Here is a 16304-nt window from a genome sequence, read left to right on the forward strand (position 1 = left end):
GAGAACCGCGCGAGCAACCACGACGGCCCCGCACCCGCGAGAGAAGAGACCATGGCAGACGCGACGGCAAAGACGGAACCCCTCCTGACGCCCACGCAGGACGACGACGGCGCCCCCTTCTGGGAGTACGCCACCCGAGGCGAGCTCCGCATACAAGCCTGCACCGCCTGCGGCGAACTCCGCTTTCCCCCGAGACCCTGCTGCCCCCACTGCCAGTCCTTCGACAGCGATTGGCGCCGCATGAGCGGAAGAGGCCGCATCTGGTCGTACGTCTTCCCCCACCCCCCGCTCCTCCCCGCCTACGCCGAACAGGCCCCCTACAACGCGATCATCGTCGAGCTGGCCGAGGCCCCCCGCATCCGCCTGGTCGGCAACCTTGTAGCGGCACCGGACGCCCCCCTGAACTCGATCCCCCCGGAACGCCTCCGTATCGGCGCGAAGGTGCAGGTCGTCTTCGCGGAGGTCGCCGGAACCGTCGTCCCGCGCTGGGTCCTGGAGCGGTCATGACCCCCGCACCGGGCAGCGCCCTGCGCACGCACGTCGACAAGGACACGGGCGTCGCGGTCCTGACCCTGGACCGTCCGGAGCGCCACAACGCCATCGACGCAGGGACGGCGGAGGAGCTGTCCGCGACCTGGCGCCGCTTCCGGTTCGACGACTCGGTACGGGCGGTCGTCGTGACCGGCGCGGGCGAGAGAGCGTTCTGCACCGGCATCGACCGGGACGCGGACGTGCCCCAGCCCACCTCCCCGTACGCGATCGACGACCCGCTCATCGCGATCGGCCCGAAGGCCAACGACTACTGGAAGCCGGTGATCGCCGCCGTCAACGGCATGGCGTGCGGCGGCGCCTTCTACCTCCTCGGGGAGTCGGAGTTCGTCGTGGCGGACGAGCACGCCACGTTCTTCGACCCGCACACCACGTACGGAATGGTCAGCGCGTACGAGACGATCCACATGGCGCAGCGCATGCCGTTCGGCGAGGTCGCGCGGATGGCGCTGATGGGCACGGCCGAACGGGTCTCGGCCCGGCGGGCGTACGAGACGGGCCTGGTCTCCGAGGTGACCCCGTCCGGCGGGGCGCTGGCCGCGGCCGTCCGTGCCGCCGAGACCATCGCCTCGTATCCCACGGAGGCCGTCCAGGGCACGGTCCGGGCGGTCTGGTCGGCGAAGGAGGCGGCCCGCACGCAGGCCCTCGCGCACGCGCCCCACCTGATCGCCCTGGGCAATCTGCCGCAGGACCGTCAGGCGGAGCTGTTCACGCACCGCAGGAGCGGCGACTTCCGTACGCGGTGACGCCCCCCCCGGGAGGGGGGGACAGCGCGCCCAGGGCGCTACGCCCTCGGCGCCGTCCCCGTCCCCCGCTCCGCGTCCAGCGCGTACACGCACCGGTCCTTGCTGCACGCGTACACCACGCCGTCCCGCACCACGGGCGCCCCCGTGATCTCGCCGCCCGTGGCGAGCTTCCAGCGGAGGCGGCCGTCGTCCGCCTTCAGGGTGTACAGGAGGTGGTCCGTGGAGCCGAAGTGGATGCGCCGGTCGGCGACGACGGGCGTGCCGACGACCTCGCCGCCCGCCTGGAACCGCCACTTCGGCGTGCCCGTGACCGCGTCGAGGGTGTAGAGCCCCTTGCCGCTGCCCACGTGGACGTGGCCGTCGGCGACCAGGACCGGCTCGATGGAGGAGCGGGACTCCGTGGCGATGCGCCAGCGGTCGCGGCCGTCCGTCGCGTCGAGGGCGTACACCGTGCCGAGGTAGTCGGCGAGGTACACGCCGCCGCCCGTCACGGCGGGCCCGGGGGCGAACGCGGGCGGGCAGAGGAAGGCGGCGGGCGCCTCGAAGTGCCAGCGGACGTGACCCGCGGCGACGTCGATCGCGAGGACGCGGCTGCCCGCGGCCACGTACACGTACCCGTCCTGTGCCTGGGTGAGCCGCACCGGCACGCCGCCGCAGGAGGCCGCGTCGCCCACGGGGTACGACCAGCGTTCCTCGCCGGTGCGTGCCTCCAGGGCGCGGAGCCGGGCGTCCTTCCAGACGTAGACGGTGCCGTCGAAGACGCGGGGTCCGGCCTCCGGCGTCTCGAAGTCGGTCTGCGCGCCGGTGATCTCCCAGAGCTTCTCGCCGTTGACGGCTTCCCACGCCTGGACGCCACCGCCCCGGGTGCCGGTGACGACGGTGCCGCGGTCGGCCTGGAGGGAGTACACCCAGGCGTCGGTGGGCAGCCGCCACAGGTCGGAGCCGTCGGCGCCGTCGAGCGCGTAGAGCGTGGGGCCGTCGGACGCGTGGATGCGGCCGTCGGCCACCGCCATGGACCAGGCGACGTCGCGCGTCTTGAAGCTGCGGCGGCCGGTGCCGACGTCCAGGGCGTGAACTTCGAAGGACGTGACGTAGACGAGGTTGCCCGCGACGGCGGGGGTGCCCCACACGTCGTTGGACATACGGAACCGCCAGGGCCGCCACCCGGCTCCCGCGTCGGGGGCCGGGGCGGGCGGGGGCACCGCGGGGGCGGCAGGGGCGGCGCCGTTGACCGCGGCGCGGTGGGCGGACGAGCGGGACCACGATCCGGCGAGCCCGGGGTCGGCGGGCACGGCGGAGGCGCGCGCGCCGGCCACCCGTGGCCCGGGGCCGATCGGCACCTTCGCCCCGGCGAGCCGCACGGGCCCGGCGTCGGGCGTGACCGCGAGAGGGTGGGACGGCTGGCGCGGCGGCTGCGGCGGGGGCGGCGGCGCGGTCGCGGGCACCGCGGACACGGCGGGCGCGGCACCCCGGCCGCCACCGCTGCGGCCCGCACCGGCGGGGACGCGGGCGGGCGGGCGCCCGCCCCGGCGGGCCTCGATGAGCGCGACGGCCCGCTCGGGCAGCCAGGCGGACGCCGTGCCACTGTCGTCGTTGTCGCCGCTCTCGGAGGCGAAGAGGTGCGGTGCGAGCTGGGACTGGAGGTCGCCGGGGGTGGGCCGGAGCGAGGCGTCCATCTGCATGCAGGACTCGATGAGGGGCCGCAGCTCGGCGGGCAGCCCTTCGAGGTCGGGGCCTTCCCTGAGCAGCATGAACACCGTCTCGACGGGGTTGGCGCCGTGGAACGGCGCGTGCCCGGTGGCGGCGAAGACGAGGGTGGAGCCGAGCGAGAAGACGTCGCTGGCTCCGGTGACGCTGCGCGAGTCCTTCGCCTGCTCGGGCGACATGTACGCGGGCGTGCCCACGGCGACGTTCGTCATGGTCAGCCGGGTGTTGGAGACGCCGGACGCGATGCCGAAGTCGATGACGCGCGGCCCGTCCTCGACGACGAGGACGTTGGACGGCTTGAGGTCACGGTGGACGAGGCCCGCGCCGTGGATGGACTCCAGGGCCTCGGCCACGCCCGCCGCCAGCCAGCGCACCGCCTGGGTGGGCAGCGGCCCGTGTTCATTCACTATTTCTTCGAGGGAGGGCGCGGGGACGTACGCCGTGGCGAGCCAGGGCACGGCGGCCCGCGGATCGGCGTCCACCACCGCTGCCGTATAGAAACCGGACACGGCGCGGGCCGCCTCGACCTCGCGCGTGAAGCGGACGCGGAACAGCTGGTCCTCGGCGAGCTCGGTCCGCACCGTCTTGATCGCCACGCGCCGTCCCGACGCGGAGCGCGCGAGATAGACCAGGCCCATGCCACCGGCGCCCAGCCTGCCGAGGACCTCGAACGGGCCGATCCGCCTCGGATCGTGCTGCGTCAGCTGATCCACCACTTGCCCTGCCACCTCCCCGTACGCGGCCGCCGAAGAAGACAGCCCCGTGCAGCGTCTCACCACCGAGCCGCTACGGCGGCACGCACCCTGATTCTTCCTGTCCGAGGCGACGGTTGCGAACCCGGGGCGGGATCGGGGTGTCTACGGACAAAACCCCGCCTCCGGGCCTCCGGGAGCGCCGCTCAGCCCTGGAGGACCGCGAACGTCGCCCCTTGATTGTCCGTGAACACCGCGATCCGGCCGTACGGGGTGTCGGCGGGCGGGGCCTGGACGCGCCCGCCGAGGCGGGTCACCGCGGCGGCGCTCGCGTCGGCGTCGGCCACGTTGAAGTAGACGAGGAAGTGCGCGGGCATCCGCGCGGGCACGTACCGGTCGGAGACGGGGGCGGGGGTGAGCCCGGCCAGGAGGCTGCGCCCGCCGACGGCGGTGTCGGGGCCCGGCTCGGCGCCCGCGGGCGACCAGATGCGGAAGTCCTCGCCGTCGAGGTCCAGGTCGACGCCGCCGTACCCGAAGACGTGCTCGTAGAACGGGTCGACCAGGTTCTTGTCCCGGGAGTACACCTCGGTCCAGCAGTACGAGCCCGGCTTCCCCTGCTTCCCGAAGCCCTGGTGCGTCCCGGCCTGCCAGAGCCCGAAGACGGCGCCCTCGGGGTCGGCGGCGAGGCCCATGGACCCGAAGGGCTCCACCGGCATGACCTCAGTGATCATCGAGCCGCCCGCACCTTTGATCCGCTCGGCGAGCGCGGCGGCGTCCGGGCTGGCCAGGTACACCGTCCATACGGTGGGCATGCGGCCGTCGGCCTTGGGGGCGAGCGCGGCGACGGGGAGGCCGTCGCTGTACGCCTGCGTGCCGTGCCCGTACTCCGGTCCGGAACCGGTGTCGAAAGTCCACCCGAAGAGCTCACCGTAGAACCGCTTGCCGCCCTCCACGTCGGGCAGCATGGCGTCGGCCCAGCAGGGCACGCCCTCCGCGTATCCGCCCCCTGTGTTCCGCTCCGCGTAGTCCATGCCAGTCAAGCTAACGGCCCGCCCCGGTCCCCGCAGCACAAGAATTCGAACGTTTGGCTGATTTTTTATGGGGCGGGCGTGGGGGCGCGCCTGACCCCAACCCCATTTGCACTCGGCCGAATCGCGCTCCGATCACCCCTCGGTAAGCTGACGGCATGACAGGACAGGTACGTACCGTCGACGGCCGCGTGGCCGGTCGGCGCGGTCAGGCGACGCGTCAAAAGCTGCTCGACTGCCTCAGCGAGATGCTCAGCTCCTCGCCCTACCGGGACGTCAAAGTCATCGACGTGGCCCGGAAGGCGGGGACTTCACCCGCGACCTTCTACCAGTACTTCCCGGATGTCGAGGGCGCCGTTCTGGAGATCGCGGAGCAAATGGCCGCGGAGGGCGCCGAGTTGACCCAGCTCCTGGACGGGCGCTCATGGGTCGGCAAGGCCGGCTGGCAGACCTCCCAGGACCTGGTCGAGGGTTTCCTCGACTTCTGGCGCAAGAACGACGCGATCCTCCGCGTCGTCGACCTGGGCGCCGCCGAGGGCGACAAGCGCTTCTACAAAATCAGGATGAAGATCCTCAACTCGGTCAACAACTCCCTTGCGGACACCGTCAAGGAGCTCCAGGCCAAGGGCAAGGTCGACAAGGACATCAGCCCCACGGCGATGGCGGGCTCCCTGGTCGCGATGCTCGCGGCGGTCGCCTCCCACCAGCGTGGCTTCCAGACGTGGGGCGTGAAGCAGACCGAATTGAAGCCGAATCTGGCGATGTTGGTGCATCTGGGCGTAACGGGCAAGAAGCCGACGAAGTAGCCCAAAGGGCTCCTTCCCGAGCCCCCTACCGGTCCTGTCAGCCCGACGGCGGATCACCTCGGTGATCCGCCGTTGTGGTCGGGACCCGCGTTCACCCCCTGCGTTCCAGCCGGAACAGCCGGATCTCCCGCTCCACCCGCGCCTGGTACGCGGCGTACGGCGGCCAGAATCCCAGCGCCGCCTCCCACACCGCCGCCCGCTCCTCCCCCGTGAGCAGCCGCGCCCGCACGGGCACGTCGGCGCCCCGCCAGTTCACCTCGGCATCGGGGTTGGCCAGCAGATTGGCGGTCCACGCGGGATGCCCCGGGCGTCCGAAGTTGGACCCGACCAGCACCCAGCTCTTCCCGCCCTCCTCCGGCATGCAGGCGAGCGGCGTACGTCTCGGCAACCCGCTCTTCGCGCCGCGCGCGGTCAGGATGACGCCGGGCAGCATCCGCGCGCTGGGCAGCACCTTGCCGCGGGTCAGCCGGTGCACGGCCCGGTCCATGGCGGGAATGAAGTGCGGCGCGACTCTGGCGAAGACGCGGGTGGCCGACACCTTCTGCACGAGCCGAAGCCCGGCCCCCGCCATCACACGACCTCCTCGGCTTCGGCTTCGGCTCGGGTGGGCTCGAAGAGACCGGCCCGCTCCGCCGCCCGTGCCCGCAGCCGGTGCACGGGACCGAAGAGCAGCTCGTCACCGGACGCCCGCTTGAAGTACAGGTGCGCCTCGTGCTCCCAGGTGAAGCCGATGCCGCCGTGAAGCTGTACCGCTTCCGACGCGGCGGTCCGCAGCGCGTCGAGCGCCTGCGCCAGCGCGAGCCCGCCGGCCCGCTCGGCGCCCTGCCCACCGAACCCGGCGGCCTCCGCGCCCGCGGCCCACGCCGCGTAGTAGGCGGCGGACCGCGCCGCCTGCACCTGTACGTACACGTCGGCGAGACGGTGCTTGACCGCCTGGAAGGACCCGATCGCGCGCCCGAACTGCTCCCGCTGCCGCACGTACTCGACGGTGCGCTCCAGAGCGCGTTCGGCCGCCCCGACGGCCTCGGCGGCGACGACGGTGGCCGCGACGTCCCCCACGGCGGCGAGCGCGGCGGGCACATCGGCGTCGCCGCCGCCCAACAACTCGGCCTCCACATCGCGCAGTTCGACGCGAGCCTGCGTACGGGTCTCGTCGAGGGAGGTCTGCCGCGCCCGCACCATGCCGGGCGCCCCCTCCCGTACGAGGAAGAGGAGCGTACGGGACCGGGCGAAGCCGCCCGCGTGCGCGGCGACCACGAGCAGTCCCGCGCTGTGCCCGTCGACGACCTGCTCGGCCTGTCCGTACAGCCGCCACGCCCCGTCGGCGGGCCGCGCCTGCATACCGCCCGCCCGGCCGCCGCCCGCCCAGTCGCCGCGGTTGTCCCCGGTGAGCCCGAGGGCCGTGGCGAGCGCGGTGCCGGGCACGGCGAGGGCGGCGGTCAGCTCACCCGCGGCGATGCGGGGCAGGTGGGCGGCGCGCTGCTCGGCGGTGCCGAGGGCGAGGATCAGCGGGGCGGCGAGGACGGCGGTGGCGAGGAGCGGGGTCGGCGCCAGGGCGCGTCCCAGCTCCTCGACGCCGAGGGCGAGCTCCGCGGCCGTGCAGCCCACGCCGCCGCAGGCCTCGGGCAGAGCGAGGCCGGGCAGGCCGAGCTGTTCGGCGAGGGCGGCCCACAGGGCGGTGTCGTGGCCCTCCGGCGTCCGTACGGCGGCCCTGACCTCGTCGGGACCGCACCGCTTGGAGATCACTTCGCGCAGGGTGCGGCGGATCTCGCCCTGCTCAGCGCTGAAGGCGGCGTCCATCGGCAGGCTCCTCCCCGGGGCCCAGGCGCAGCGGCCCGGCTCCAGATCTGACGGTCCGTCATGTTAGGGCGGTGGCGACGATATGCACAGAGTGTGGACCGCGCCCGCACCCCTCCTCCGGCGACGGGCATCTGATGTACCGTCAGTTTCCATGTCTTCTGCCACCCGTTCCGGCTCCGCCCGCAAGGTCGCCGTCGCCGGTGTCGCCCTCTCGGACTGTGGCCGCGTCGACGACGCGACGCCCTACGCCCTGCACGCCCAGGCGGCCCGCCGCGCCCTCGCCGACTCCGGCCTGTCCCGCGACGTCATCGACGGCATCGCGTCGGCGGGCCTCGGCACGCTGGCCCCGGTGGAGGTCGCCGAGTACCTGGGTCTCCGCCCCCGCTGGGTGGACTCGACCTCGGTCGGCGGCGCCACCTGGGAGGTCATGGCCGCGCACGCGACGGACGCGATAGCGGCGGGCCACGCCAACGCCGTCCTCCTCGTCTACGGCTCGACGGCCCGCGCCGACATCAAGGCGAAGCGGCGTACGTCGAACCTCTCCTTCGGCGCGCGCGGCCCGCTCCAGTTCGAGGTCCCGTACGGGCACTCCCTGATCGCCAAGTACGCGATGGCCGCGCGCCGCCACATGCACGAGTACGGCACGACACTGGAACAGCTCGCCTCCGTCGCCGTCCAGGCGCGGGCGAACGCGGCGACCAACCCCGACGCGATGTTCCGCGCCCCGATCACGGTCGACGAGGTCCTGGAAGGACCGATGATCGCCGACCCCTTCACCAAGCTGCACTGCTGCATTCGGTCCGACGGCGGCGCGGCGGTGCTGCTCGTGGCCGAGGAGTACGTGGCGGACTGCGCGTCCGAGCCCGTGTGGGTACTCGGCGCGGGCGAGCACGTCTCGCACACGACGATGTCCGAGTGGGACGACTTCACGGTGTCCCCGGCGGCGGTCAGCGGTCGCCTCGCGTTCGAGCGGGCGGGGGTCACGCCGGACGAGATCGACGTGGCCGAGATCTATGACGCCTTCACGTACATGACCTTGGTGACCCTGGAGGACCTCGGCTTCTGCGAGAAGGGCGAGGGGGGTCCCTTCGTGGAGAAGGGCCGCCTGCTCCGGGACGGTGGCCTGCCGACGAACACGGACGGCGGCGGCCTCTCCGCGCAGCACCCCGGCATGCGTGGCCTGTTCCTGCTGGTCGAGGCGGTACGTCAGCTCAGGGGGCAGGCGGGCGACGGCCAGGTCCGCCGCCCTGACGGCACCCTGCCTGAGCTGGCGGTGGCGTCAGGGACGGGCGGATGGTTCTGCTCGTCAGGGACGGTCGTACTGGGGCGCTGACCGGAGGAACGCGGTCCACGCGGTGGGCGAGACCGTGAAGGCGGGGCCGCCGTCGTGGGCGGTCTTGGAGTCGCGGATGTGGATGGCGTGGGGGCAGGTGGCTACCTCTACGCACTCGTCACCCACATTGCTGCTGTAGCTCGACTTGCGCCAGGTGTAGGCGACTTCGACGCAATTGGTGCCTTCATTGCCGCTGTAGCTGCTCTTGAACCACGCCAGCTCGGCATTCATAGCTGTCCCGCCATTCTCTCGATCAGTTCCGCAGACGCTCGTGGTGTAAGTGCCTGCGCCCGCAAGGCGCCGAAGCGGTCGATGAGTTGATTGACCTCTAGTGGATTCGAGATCAACCTACCGCTGATCTGGCCGTCGTCGTAAGCGAAGTTACGGCCTTCGGCAGTGCTCAGCAGATAGGTCGTCCCTTGCAGCCCCGCATGCTCGCGCGTCTCCGTCGGCATGACCTGCACCCTCAGGTGGCGCATTGCACGCACACACTCCAGCACATGCAGCAACTGCTTCCGCCACACCTCCCGTCCGCCGATGGGCCGCCCGAGCACCGACTCCTCGATGACATATCCGACCATCGGTGGCGGCGTGCGGGTCAGCAGCGTCTGCCGTTCCAGACGTCCCATCACGTCCTTCTCGATGCGCTCCTCAGTCAGCTGAGGCACCCGCTCCGCGTACAACGCGCGGATGTAGTCCTCCGTCTGCAACAGGCCCGGAAAGACCATGGTCTCGTACGCGCTGATACTCGCCGCCGACTTCTCCAGCCGCACCCACCCCACAAACGTAGGCGGATACTTCTCCTCCTCCATCAGCGGGATGCAGGACTTCAGCGCGCCCCGCGCATCCAGCACCGAGTCCGCGTCGTCCAAGTAGGTGGACGTCGGGATGCGCTCGGCCCGCTCGTACGCGCCCGCCAGGGACTCCGACACCAGCAGTCGCGCGGCGACGTCCTTACGGGACATCCCGGACCGCTCGCGGAAGTTCCTGAGCAGGCCTCCCACCAGCCTCCGCGCCGGGGAGGGGACAGCCGTGTCCGCCCGCTCGGTCGTCGTCTTCTCACCCATCACCACAACGCCACCGCCCTCTCCACTCCTTACCGATGTGTCCCCTGCGCCTCTGGTCACGCTACGCAGTCGCCCCGAATCTCGTAGTCATGACGAGCGAACACACCCCTGATTGGGTACCCGCCTTCGGCCTCCAACTTCGTCTCACCGGCGTGCACTTCGATGCCATCCGGGTCAGAGGCGTACGCGGGGAAGCCGTCCTGCACCACCTCGCCACGCTCACGGAGGGCGACCCCGGCCCCGTCATCCGCGAACTGTCCGGAGGCCGCTGGAACTACTTCCTCCTCGCGCCGGGGACGAGCAAGGACTTCGACTGGCCACCGGGGGCCACCTGTTTCGGGCCCGCCGCACGCGACCAGTACGTCGGCGTCCCGGCGCCGTACGGCAACACCTTTCCCCTGAGCTGGCGGTGCGGGCCGCCACGGCAGGGGGTGTTCGTGGACGGCGAGCTGCTGCACGGCGTACTGATGGCGCAGCTCGTCGGAGAACCGGAGTGAACGAGATACCGGAGCGAGCGGAACAGTCGGCGGACCGCGCCACAATCGACCCATGACTTCACCCGCGCCTCAGCAGGAGACCTTCCGTTCGCTGCTCCGCTCGCAGAAGGTCTGGGACACCGAACTCCCGGCCTTCGACGCGGCACACGACCCGTCACTCGCCCCTGCCGAGCCGCTCCCCCTCTTCCACACGTGGTTCGCCGAGGCGGTGGACGCCGGGCAGCCCGAGCCGCACACCATGCAGCTGGCGACGGTCGCGGAGGCCGGCGGCCCCGACGTACGGACCGTGATGCTGCACGACGCGGACGAGCACGGCTGGCACTTCGCCACGCACGCGAGCAGCGCGAAGGGCCGCCAGCTCGCGGCCCGCCCGGAGGCCGCCCTGCACTTCTACTGGGCGACGCAGGGACGGCAGGTCCGGGTCAGGGGCCGCGTCACGACGGCGCCGCACGCCGAGAGCCTCGCCGACCTGCACGCCCGGTCCACCGGCGCGCTGGCGGCGGCCCTCGTGGGCCGCCAGAGCGAGGTCCTCGCCTCGTACGAGGAGCTGAAGGCGTCGTCCGCCACCGCGTGGGAGCGCGCGCGGGCGGAGCCGGACGCGGACGCGCCGACGTGGACGCTGTACGTCCTGGACCCCGTGGAGGCGGAGTTCTTCCAGGGCGACGCGCGCCGCCGCCACCTCCGGCTGCGGTACCGGAGGGACGAGGAGGGCGACGGCTGGATCAAGGAGTTGCTGTGGCCGTGAAGTCCCACTGGGCGAAGTCCGCGACCGGCCGGTACCCGAGACGCTGGTAGAGGCGGTTGCTCGTCGGGTTGGCGAGGTCCGTGAAGAGCAGGACCTGCGCCGCGCCCGCGTCGAGCGCGGCGCGGGTGACCGCCGCGGCGGCGGCGCCTCCGTATCCGCGTCCCCGCAGGTCGGCGGGGGTGTAGACGGGGGCGACGCGGACCTGGCCCGCGATGCGGGGAGTGGCGCCGGCCATGGCGACCGGCGTGCCGTCGGGGGTTTCCCAGAGGGTGGCGCCCCCGTAGGCGACACGGGAGTCGGCCCACGCGTGCGGCACCATCGCGGGGTGTTCGCCGACGGCCCGGCCGTACTCCTCGTACCAGCGCGCCAGCAGGTCCCGGTCCGCCGCCGTGGCCACACGGGCGCGGCCGGGCGGGGCGGGCTCGGGCGGCGTGAAGGTGCCGAGCCGGTACAGGCGCTGGCGCATGCCGAGGGCGACGGAGGCCCCGGTGTGCTTCTCCCAGGCGCGGGCGAACGCCTCCGCCGCCGCCCTCTCGGAGGTGACGCCGGGCAGATCCGGGTCGGCGTCGGCGAACTGCCGGGCCAGGGCTTCGGCGGCCTCGGGGGCGACGGGGCCGAGGGCGACGCGGTGCGGGGGCGTCCGGAGGAAGGCGCCGCGGACGGTGCCGTCGGAATCCGTGTACGTACCGAAGAGGGGCACCCCGTCGCCGTACGCCTGGAGCCCGCGTTCCCGCAGCGTCTCCGTGACGCTGAGCAGCACGGTGTGCGGGGCGGGCGCGGAGTGCAGGAACCCCTCGGCGCGGGCGCGGAACCCGTCGAGGTCGGTGGTCGTCCGCCAGCCGGCGGCGGGTCCGGTCGTCTCGGTGCTGCCTGTGCTCTCTATGCGCATGCGCCAGTATCCACGGCATCCACAGGCCGGAACAGGGCGACCGCCACCCCCTCCGACGCTTCCCGGAACGTCACGCGCAGCGGCATCCCGATCCGCAGCGCCCCTTCCTCGCAGTCGACCACCTCCGTCATCATCCGTGGGCCCTCTGCGAGGTCGACGACCGCGGCGACGTACGGGACGCGGCTGCCGAACGGCGGGAGGTCGTTGCGGTGCACGACCGACCACGTGTAGAGCGTGGCGTCGCCGCTCGCCTCCTCCCAGGAGACGTCCTCGCTCCAGCAGCGCGGACAGAACTCGCGCGGATAGTGGTGGGCCGACCCGCACGCCCCGCACCGGCGAATCAGCAACCGCGCCTGGGCTGCGGCGTCCCAGTAGGGCCGCGTGAAGGCGTCGACCTCGGGAAGATCGAAGCGCGGCGTACTCAGCTTCTCCGTGCCCATAAGAAGAGTCCGATCGCGGAAGGGGGGAAGAGGGCGGGGAAAGAGAATCGGCCAAAGGCGTGCCCGGCGCCAGGGGGCGCCAGGGGTGACACCCGGGACACGAACTGACGGGACGTCAGTTCAACGTACCGGGCACCAAGTCCGCAAGAGCCGCACACCACCCCGCGCACACATCCCGCACCTCCGTGATCAATTCGCAATCGCTTTCGGACTTGACCGTCACCCATCAAGTAATCACGCGGTTACTCTCCAGTCATGGCCGACTCGACCCCTCCGCTTACGCTCGCGCAGGACCGCCCCGTGTACGTCATCGGCGGCGGACCCGGCGGCCTCGCCGCCGCGGCGGCGCTGCGCGCACGCGGTGTCCGCACGGTCGTCCTGGAGAAGGCCGACCACGTCGGCGCCTCCTGGCGCGGCCACTACGACCGCCTCCACCTCCACACGACCCGCCGCCTCTCCGCCCTGCCGGGGCTGCCCATCCCGCGCTCGTCCGGCCGCTGGGTGTCGCGCGACAACGTGGTCCGCTACCTGGAGAAGTACGCCGAGCACCACCAGCTCGACGTCGTCACCGGCGTCGAGGTGACCGGCCTGGAACGCACCGACGACGGCACCGGATGGCTGCTGCGCGCCACCGGCGGCCGCGAACTCCTGGGCAGCGCGGTGGTCATCGCCACCGGCTACAACCACACCCCCCACCTCCCGGACTGGCCCGGCCGCGACACCTACACCGGCGAACTCCTGCACGCCGCCGACTACCGCAACCCCCACCCCTTCACCGGCAAGGACGTCCTCGTCGTCGGCGTCGGCAACACCGGCGCCGAGATCGCCGTCGACCTCGCCGAGGGCGGTGCCGCGCGGGTCCGTCTCGCGGTGCGCACCGCCCCGCACATCGTGCGCCGCTCCACGCTGGGCTGGCCCGCCCAGCGCACCGGCATCCTGTGCCGCAGACTCCCGGTCGCCCTCGTGGACCGCCTCGCGCGTCCCCTCGCGCGGATCGGCGTACCCGACCTCTCGGCCCAGGGACTGCCCCGCCCCGACACCGGTCTGTACTCACGCGCCAGGCAGGGCTCGATCCCGGTGCAGGACGTCGGCCTGATCGACGCCGTGCGCGAGGGGCGGGTCGAGCCGGTCGCGGCCGTCGAGTCGTTCGAGGACGGCAAGGTCGCCCTCGCCGACGGCACGAGGATCGCCCCGGACGTCGTCATCGCGGCGACCGGCTACCGGCGCGCCCTCGAAGGCCTCGTCGGCGACCTCGGCGTCCTCGACACCCGGGGCCGCCCGACCTGCCACGGCCGCCGCACCCCGAAGCACTCCCCCGGCCTGTACTTCACCGGCTTCACCAACCCCATCAGCGGCATGCTCCGCGAACTGTCCCGAGACGCCGAGAAGATAGCGAGGGCGATAGCCCGCTAGCCCGCTAGCCCGCCAGCCCGACAACCGTACGACCCGGGAACGGCCGCCCACAGGGCGCCGTTCAGGGGCGCGGGGAACCGCGCGCCCAGCCCGACCCGGCCCGGACCCGGAGCTACGACCCCGAGCCCACGAAGCCTTTTACGCGCAGCACCATTCCTGACGCCCCGTCAGTTCAGTAACCTGACTAAGCGTCAGCTAGAGCCCCGAGCAAGGCGTCAGGTAAGTGCTGTCACACAGGAGCGGGCGGACCGATGCTTGGATCGACTCACGGCACCTTCACCACCGACCCCCGCCGCGCCCATGTCGTGGCCTGCGGCGAACTCCCTCCCCACACCGTCCACGGCAGAGCCGTCACGGCCGACGACCTGGACGTCAGCGGTCGGCCGCTGTACGCGGGCGTGCCCGACCTCGACCGCTTCTTCCGGCCCGCCTCCGTCGCCGTCGTCGGCGCGTCGGACGCCGAGGGGCGCCCCAACACCGGCATCACACGGCAGCTCATCGCCTGGGCGGAACGGGTCGGCGCGCGCCTGCACCCCGTGCACCCCACCCGCCGGTCCGTCTACGGCATCACCTGCTTCCCCTCCGTCGCCGACCTGCCCGAACAGGTCGACCTCGCCGTCCTCCTTGTCGGCGATCCGCTCCCCGTCATCGAGCAGCTCGCCGAGGAGAAGGTGCGGTTCGCCGTCGCCTTCGCCTCCGGGTTCGCCGAGACCGGCGAGGAGGGCGCCGCCGCCCAGGAACGGCTCGCGGCCGCCGTCCAGGGCTCCGGCCTCAGGCTCCTCGGACCCAACACCAACCTCAACGCCTTCGAGGAGTTCCGCGAGGACCTCGAAGGACCCGCCATCGCGCTCATCACCCAGTCCGGCCACCAGGGACGCCCCGTCTTCACGATGCAGGAGCTCGGCGTCCGCCTCTCGCACTGGGCGCCCACCGGCAACGAAGCCGACCTGGAGACCGCCGACTTCATCTCCTACTTCGCCGAGCGCCCCGAGGTCGGGGCCATCGCCTGCTACGTCGAGGGCCTCAAGGACGGCCGCGCCTTCCTCCTCGCCGCCGACCGCGCGGCCCGCCGCGGGGTGCCCGTCGTCGCCGTGAAGGTCGGCCGCACCGAGACCGGCGCCCGCATGGCCGCCTCACACACCGGCAAGCTGACCGGCGCCGACGCGGTCGTGGACGCGGCGATGCGCCAGTTCGGCGTGATCCGCGTCGACGGACTCGACGAGCTGCAGGACACCGCCGCCTGCCTTGCGCGGGCCCGCGAGCCCAAGGCGGACGGCGTCGTCGTGTATTCGATCTCGGGCGGCACGGGCGCGCACTTCTCGGACCTGGCGACCGAGGCGGGTCTCACCCTGCCCACGCTCTCCGCCGCCAAGCAGGCGGAGCTGCACCAGTGGATACCCGAGCACCTGAACGTCTCCAACCCCGTCGACAACGGCGGGCACCCCGTCGGCGACCGGCGCGGCCGGAAGATCATCGACGCGATCCTGGACGACCCGGAGGTGGGCGTGCTGATCTGCCCGATCACCGGGCCCTTCCCGCCGTTGAGCGACAAGCTCGCGCAGGACCTGGTGGACGCGGCGGAGCAGACGGACAAACTGGTGTGCGTGGTGTGGGGCTCGCCGCTCGGCACCGAGGACGCCTACCGCACGACGCTCCTCGGCTCCTCGCGCGTCGCGACCTTCCGCACCTTCGCCAACTGCATCACGGCGGTGCGCGCCCATCTGGACCACCACCGCTTCACGGCCCACTACCGCTCCCCCTTCGACGAGGCGCCACGCACGCCCTCCCCGTCCTTCCGCAAGGCCCAGGCGCTGATGCGGCCGGGCCAGCAGCTCAGCGAGCACGCGGCGAAGCAGCTGCTGCGCGCGTACGGCATCAGGGTGCCGCGCGAACAGCTGGTGACCAGTGCGGCGGCGGCCGTCAGGGCGGCCGGGCTCGTCGGCTACCCGGTCGTCATGAAGGCCTCGGGGGCGCAGCTCGCGCACAAGACCGAGCTGGGTCTGGTGAAGATCGGCCTGACCTCGGCGAGCCAGGTGCGGGACGCCTACCGGGAGCTCACGGACATCGCCCGCTACGAAGGCGTCGACCTCGACGGCATCCTCGTCTGCCAGATGGTCGAGCGGGGCGTCGAGATGGTCGTCGGCGTCACGCACGACCCGCTGTTCGGGCCGACGGTGACGGTGGGGCTCGGCGGCGTACTCGTCGAGGTGCTGCGGGACGCCGCCGTGCGGGTGCCGCCCTTCGGCGAGGACCAGGCGAAGGCGATGCTGTCGGAGCTGCGCGGGCGGGCGCTGCTCGACGGGGTCAGGGGCGCGGCGCCCGCCGACATCGACGCGCTCGTCGAGGTCGTGCTGCGGGTGCAGCGCATGGCGCTGGAACTCGGGGACGACATCGCCGAGTTGGACATCAATCCGCTGATGGTGCTGCCGCGGGGGCAGGGAGCCGTGGCGCTCGACGCGCTCGCCGTCTGCCGGTAGTCCCGGTGGCGCTCCACCGGTGAGCCAGGTCCGGACCCGGGACGACCAGGCACACGACGCCCCGGGCGGGGACCCCGCACGCCGCCGCGCCCTGTGCGCACGCACACGCTGCCGT

16 protein-coding genes are annotated in these 16304 nt (G+C 72.5%); 8 read left to right on the forward strand and 8 right to left on the reverse strand.

Translation table 11 applies throughout. The features are described from left to right. The first annotated feature begins 51 nt into the window (after positions 1–51). Both DEJ47_RS16440 and DEJ47_RS16445 read left to right on the forward strand, forming a co-directional pair. Positions 52–507: a Zn-ribbon domain-containing OB-fold protein gene (locus DEJ47_RS16440; RefSeq protein WP_150169098.1), complete on the forward strand. Its 456-nt coding sequence runs from the start codon at positions 52–54 to the stop codon at positions 505–507. Further along, positions 504–1295, forward strand: a complete 792-nt coding sequence (locus DEJ47_RS16445; protein ID WP_150169100.1) for an enoyl-CoA hydratase/isomerase family protein — start codon at positions 504–506, stop codon at positions 1293–1295. The genes DEJ47_RS16440 and DEJ47_RS16445 overlap by 4 nt, the downstream gene beginning before the upstream one ends. A gap of 38 nt (positions 1296–1333) precedes the next feature. Here DEJ47_RS16445 and DEJ47_RS16450 read toward each other — a convergent pair whose 3' ends face one another. Both DEJ47_RS16450 and DEJ47_RS16455 read right to left on the reverse strand, forming a co-directional pair. Beyond that, the gene (locus DEJ47_RS16450) at positions 1334–3718 is read right to left on the reverse strand and encodes a PQQ-binding-like beta-propeller repeat protein (protein WP_150169102.1); all 2385 of its coding nucleotides are present in this window, start codon (positions 3716–3718) and stop codon (positions 1334–1336) included. 182 nt (positions 3719–3900) lie between these two features. Continuing rightward, positions 3901–4725, reverse strand: a complete 825-nt coding sequence (locus tag DEJ47_RS16455) for a VOC family protein (protein WP_150169104.1) — start codon at positions 4723–4725, stop codon at positions 3901–3903. A 155-nt stretch (positions 4726–4880) separates the two neighbouring features. Between DEJ47_RS16455 and DEJ47_RS16460 the strand changes: the two genes are divergently transcribed. Continuing rightward, positions 4881–5528: a TetR family transcriptional regulator gene (locus DEJ47_RS16460; RefSeq protein ID WP_150169106.1), complete on the forward strand. Its 648-nt coding sequence runs from the start codon at positions 4881–4883 to the stop codon at positions 5526–5528. 91 nt (positions 5529–5619) lie between these two features. Here DEJ47_RS16460 and DEJ47_RS16465 read toward each other — a convergent pair whose 3' ends face one another. Together DEJ47_RS16465 and DEJ47_RS16470 are read right to left on the reverse strand one after the other, a co-directional pair. Next, entirely contained in the window at positions 5620–6099 is a 480-nt protein-coding gene (locus tag DEJ47_RS16465; protein WP_150169108.1) for a nitroreductase family deazaflavin-dependent oxidoreductase, read from the reverse strand. Next, positions 6099–7328, reverse strand: coding sequence for an acyl-CoA dehydrogenase family protein (locus DEJ47_RS16470; protein WP_150169110.1), 1230 nt, complete (start codon positions 7326–7328; stop codon positions 6099–6101). Before DEJ47_RS16470 ends, DEJ47_RS16465 begins: the two co-directional genes overlap by 1 nt. A 151-nt stretch (positions 7329–7479) precedes the next feature. Here DEJ47_RS16470 and DEJ47_RS16475 point away from each other — a divergent pair, with 151 nt between their 5' ends. Continuing rightward, positions 7480–8661, forward strand: coding sequence for a thiolase C-terminal domain-containing protein (locus DEJ47_RS16475; protein WP_150169112.1), 1182 nt, complete (start codon positions 7480–7482; stop codon positions 8659–8661). Here DEJ47_RS16475 and DEJ47_RS16480 read toward each other — a convergent pair. Further along, complete coding sequence (locus DEJ47_RS16480) at positions 8635–8892, reverse strand: DUF397 domain-containing protein (protein ID WP_150169114.1); 258 nt, start codon at positions 8890–8892, stop codon at positions 8635–8637. The genes DEJ47_RS16475 and DEJ47_RS16480 overlap by 27 nt on opposite strands. Then, positions 8889–9728, reverse strand: coding sequence for a helix-turn-helix transcriptional regulator (locus DEJ47_RS16485; RefSeq protein ID WP_202456804.1), 840 nt, complete (start codon positions 9726–9728; stop codon positions 8889–8891). The genes DEJ47_RS16480 and DEJ47_RS16485 overlap by 4 nt, the downstream gene beginning before the upstream one ends. An 89-nt stretch (positions 9729–9817) precedes the next feature. Here DEJ47_RS16485 and DEJ47_RS16490 point away from each other — a divergent pair, with 89 nt between their 5' ends. Together DEJ47_RS16490 and DEJ47_RS16495 are read left to right on the forward strand one after the other, a co-directional pair. After that, positions 9818–10225: a hypothetical protein gene (locus DEJ47_RS16490; RefSeq protein WP_150169116.1), complete on the forward strand. Its 408-nt coding sequence runs from the start codon at positions 9818–9820 to the stop codon at positions 10223–10225. Between the two features lie 52 nt (positions 10226–10277). Beyond that, positions 10278–10970 carry a pyridoxal 5'-phosphate synthase gene (locus DEJ47_RS16495; protein ID WP_150169118.1) on the forward strand — a complete coding sequence of 231 codons (693 nt, stop codon included), beginning with the start codon at positions 10278–10280 and terminating at the stop codon, positions 10968–10970. Here the strand turns inward: DEJ47_RS16495 and DEJ47_RS16500 are convergent. Beyond that, positions 10948–11859: a GNAT family N-acetyltransferase gene (locus DEJ47_RS16500; RefSeq protein WP_150169120.1), complete on the reverse strand. Its 912-nt coding sequence runs from the start codon at positions 11857–11859 to the stop codon at positions 10948–10950. The genes DEJ47_RS16495 and DEJ47_RS16500 overlap by 23 nt on opposite strands. Continuing rightward, positions 11850–12299 carry a Zn-ribbon domain-containing OB-fold protein gene (locus DEJ47_RS16505; protein WP_150169122.1) on the reverse strand — a complete coding sequence of 150 codons (450 nt, stop codon included), beginning with the start codon at positions 12297–12299 and terminating at the stop codon, positions 11850–11852. The genes DEJ47_RS16500 and DEJ47_RS16505 overlap by 10 nt, the downstream gene beginning before the upstream one ends. A 255-nt stretch (positions 12300–12554) precedes the next feature. Here DEJ47_RS16505 and DEJ47_RS16510 point away from each other — a divergent pair, with 255 nt between their 5' ends. Together DEJ47_RS16510 and DEJ47_RS16515 are read left to right on the forward strand one after the other, a co-directional pair. Continuing rightward, positions 12555–13712, forward strand: a complete 1158-nt coding sequence (locus DEJ47_RS16510; protein WP_150169124.1) for a flavin-containing monooxygenase — start codon at positions 12555–12557, stop codon at positions 13710–13712. 251 nt (positions 13713–13963) lie between these two features. Next, positions 13964–16189, forward strand: coding sequence for an acetate--CoA ligase family protein (locus tag DEJ47_RS16515; protein ID WP_150169126.1), 2226 nt, complete (start codon positions 13964–13966; stop codon positions 16187–16189). The last annotated feature ends 115 nt before the right edge of the window (positions 16190–16304 follow it).

The sequence above is a fragment of the Streptomyces venezuelae genome (genome assembly GCF_008642355.1).
GTDB classification, from domain to species: Bacteria; Actinomycetota; Actinomycetes; order Streptomycetales; family Streptomycetaceae; genus Streptomyces; species Streptomyces venezuelae_B.

Coding starts and splice junctions, on each gene's coding strand:
- DEJ47_RS16440 (WP_150169098.1), top strand. CDS start 52: ATGGCAGACGCGACGGCAAAGACGGAACCCCTCCTGACGCCCACGCAG.
- DEJ47_RS16445 (WP_150169100.1), top strand. CDS start 504: ATGACCCCCGCACCGGGCAGCGCCCTGCGCACGCACGTCGACAAGGAC.
- DEJ47_RS16455 (WP_150169104.1), bottom strand. CDS start 4,725: ATGGACTACGCGGAGCGGAACACAGGGGGCGGATACGCGGAGGGCGTG.
- DEJ47_RS16460 (WP_150169106.1), top strand. CDS start 4,881: ATGACAGGACAGGTACGTACCGTCGACGGCCGCGTGGCCGGTCGGCGC.
- DEJ47_RS16465 (WP_150169108.1), bottom strand. CDS start 6,099: ATGGCGGGGGCCGGGCTTCGGCTCGTGCAGAAGGTGTCGGCCACCCGC.
- DEJ47_RS16470 (WP_150169110.1), bottom strand. CDS start 7,328: ATGGACGCCGCCTTCAGCGCTGAGCAGGGCGAGATCCGCCGCACCCTG.
- DEJ47_RS16475 (WP_150169112.1), top strand. CDS start 7,480: ATGTCTTCTGCCACCCGTTCCGGCTCCGCCCGCAAGGTCGCCGTCGCC.
- DEJ47_RS16480 (WP_150169114.1), bottom strand. CDS start 8,892: ATGAATGCCGAGCTGGCGTGGTTCAAGAGCAGCTACAGCGGCAATGAA.
- DEJ47_RS16485 (WP_202456804.1), bottom strand. CDS start 9,728: ATGGGTGAGAAGACGACGACCGAGCGGGCGGACACGGCTGTCCCCTCC.
- DEJ47_RS16490 (WP_150169116.1), top strand. CDS start 9,818: ATGACGAGCGAACACACCCCTGATTGGGTACCCGCCTTCGGCCTCCAA.
- DEJ47_RS16495 (WP_150169118.1), top strand. CDS start 10,278: ATGACTTCACCCGCGCCTCAGCAGGAGACCTTCCGTTCGCTGCTCCGC.
- DEJ47_RS16500 (WP_150169120.1), bottom strand. CDS start 11,859: ATGCGCATAGAGAGCACAGGCAGCACCGAGACGACCGGACCCGCCGCC.
- DEJ47_RS16505 (WP_150169122.1), bottom strand. CDS start 12,299: ATGGGCACGGAGAAGCTGAGTACGCCGCGCTTCGATCTTCCCGAGGTC.
- DEJ47_RS16510 (WP_150169124.1), top strand. CDS start 12,555: ATGGCCGACTCGACCCCTCCGCTTACGCTCGCGCAGGACCGCCCCGTG.
- DEJ47_RS16515 (WP_150169126.1), top strand. CDS start 13,964: ATGCTTGGATCGACTCACGGCACCTTCACCACCGACCCCCGCCGCGCC.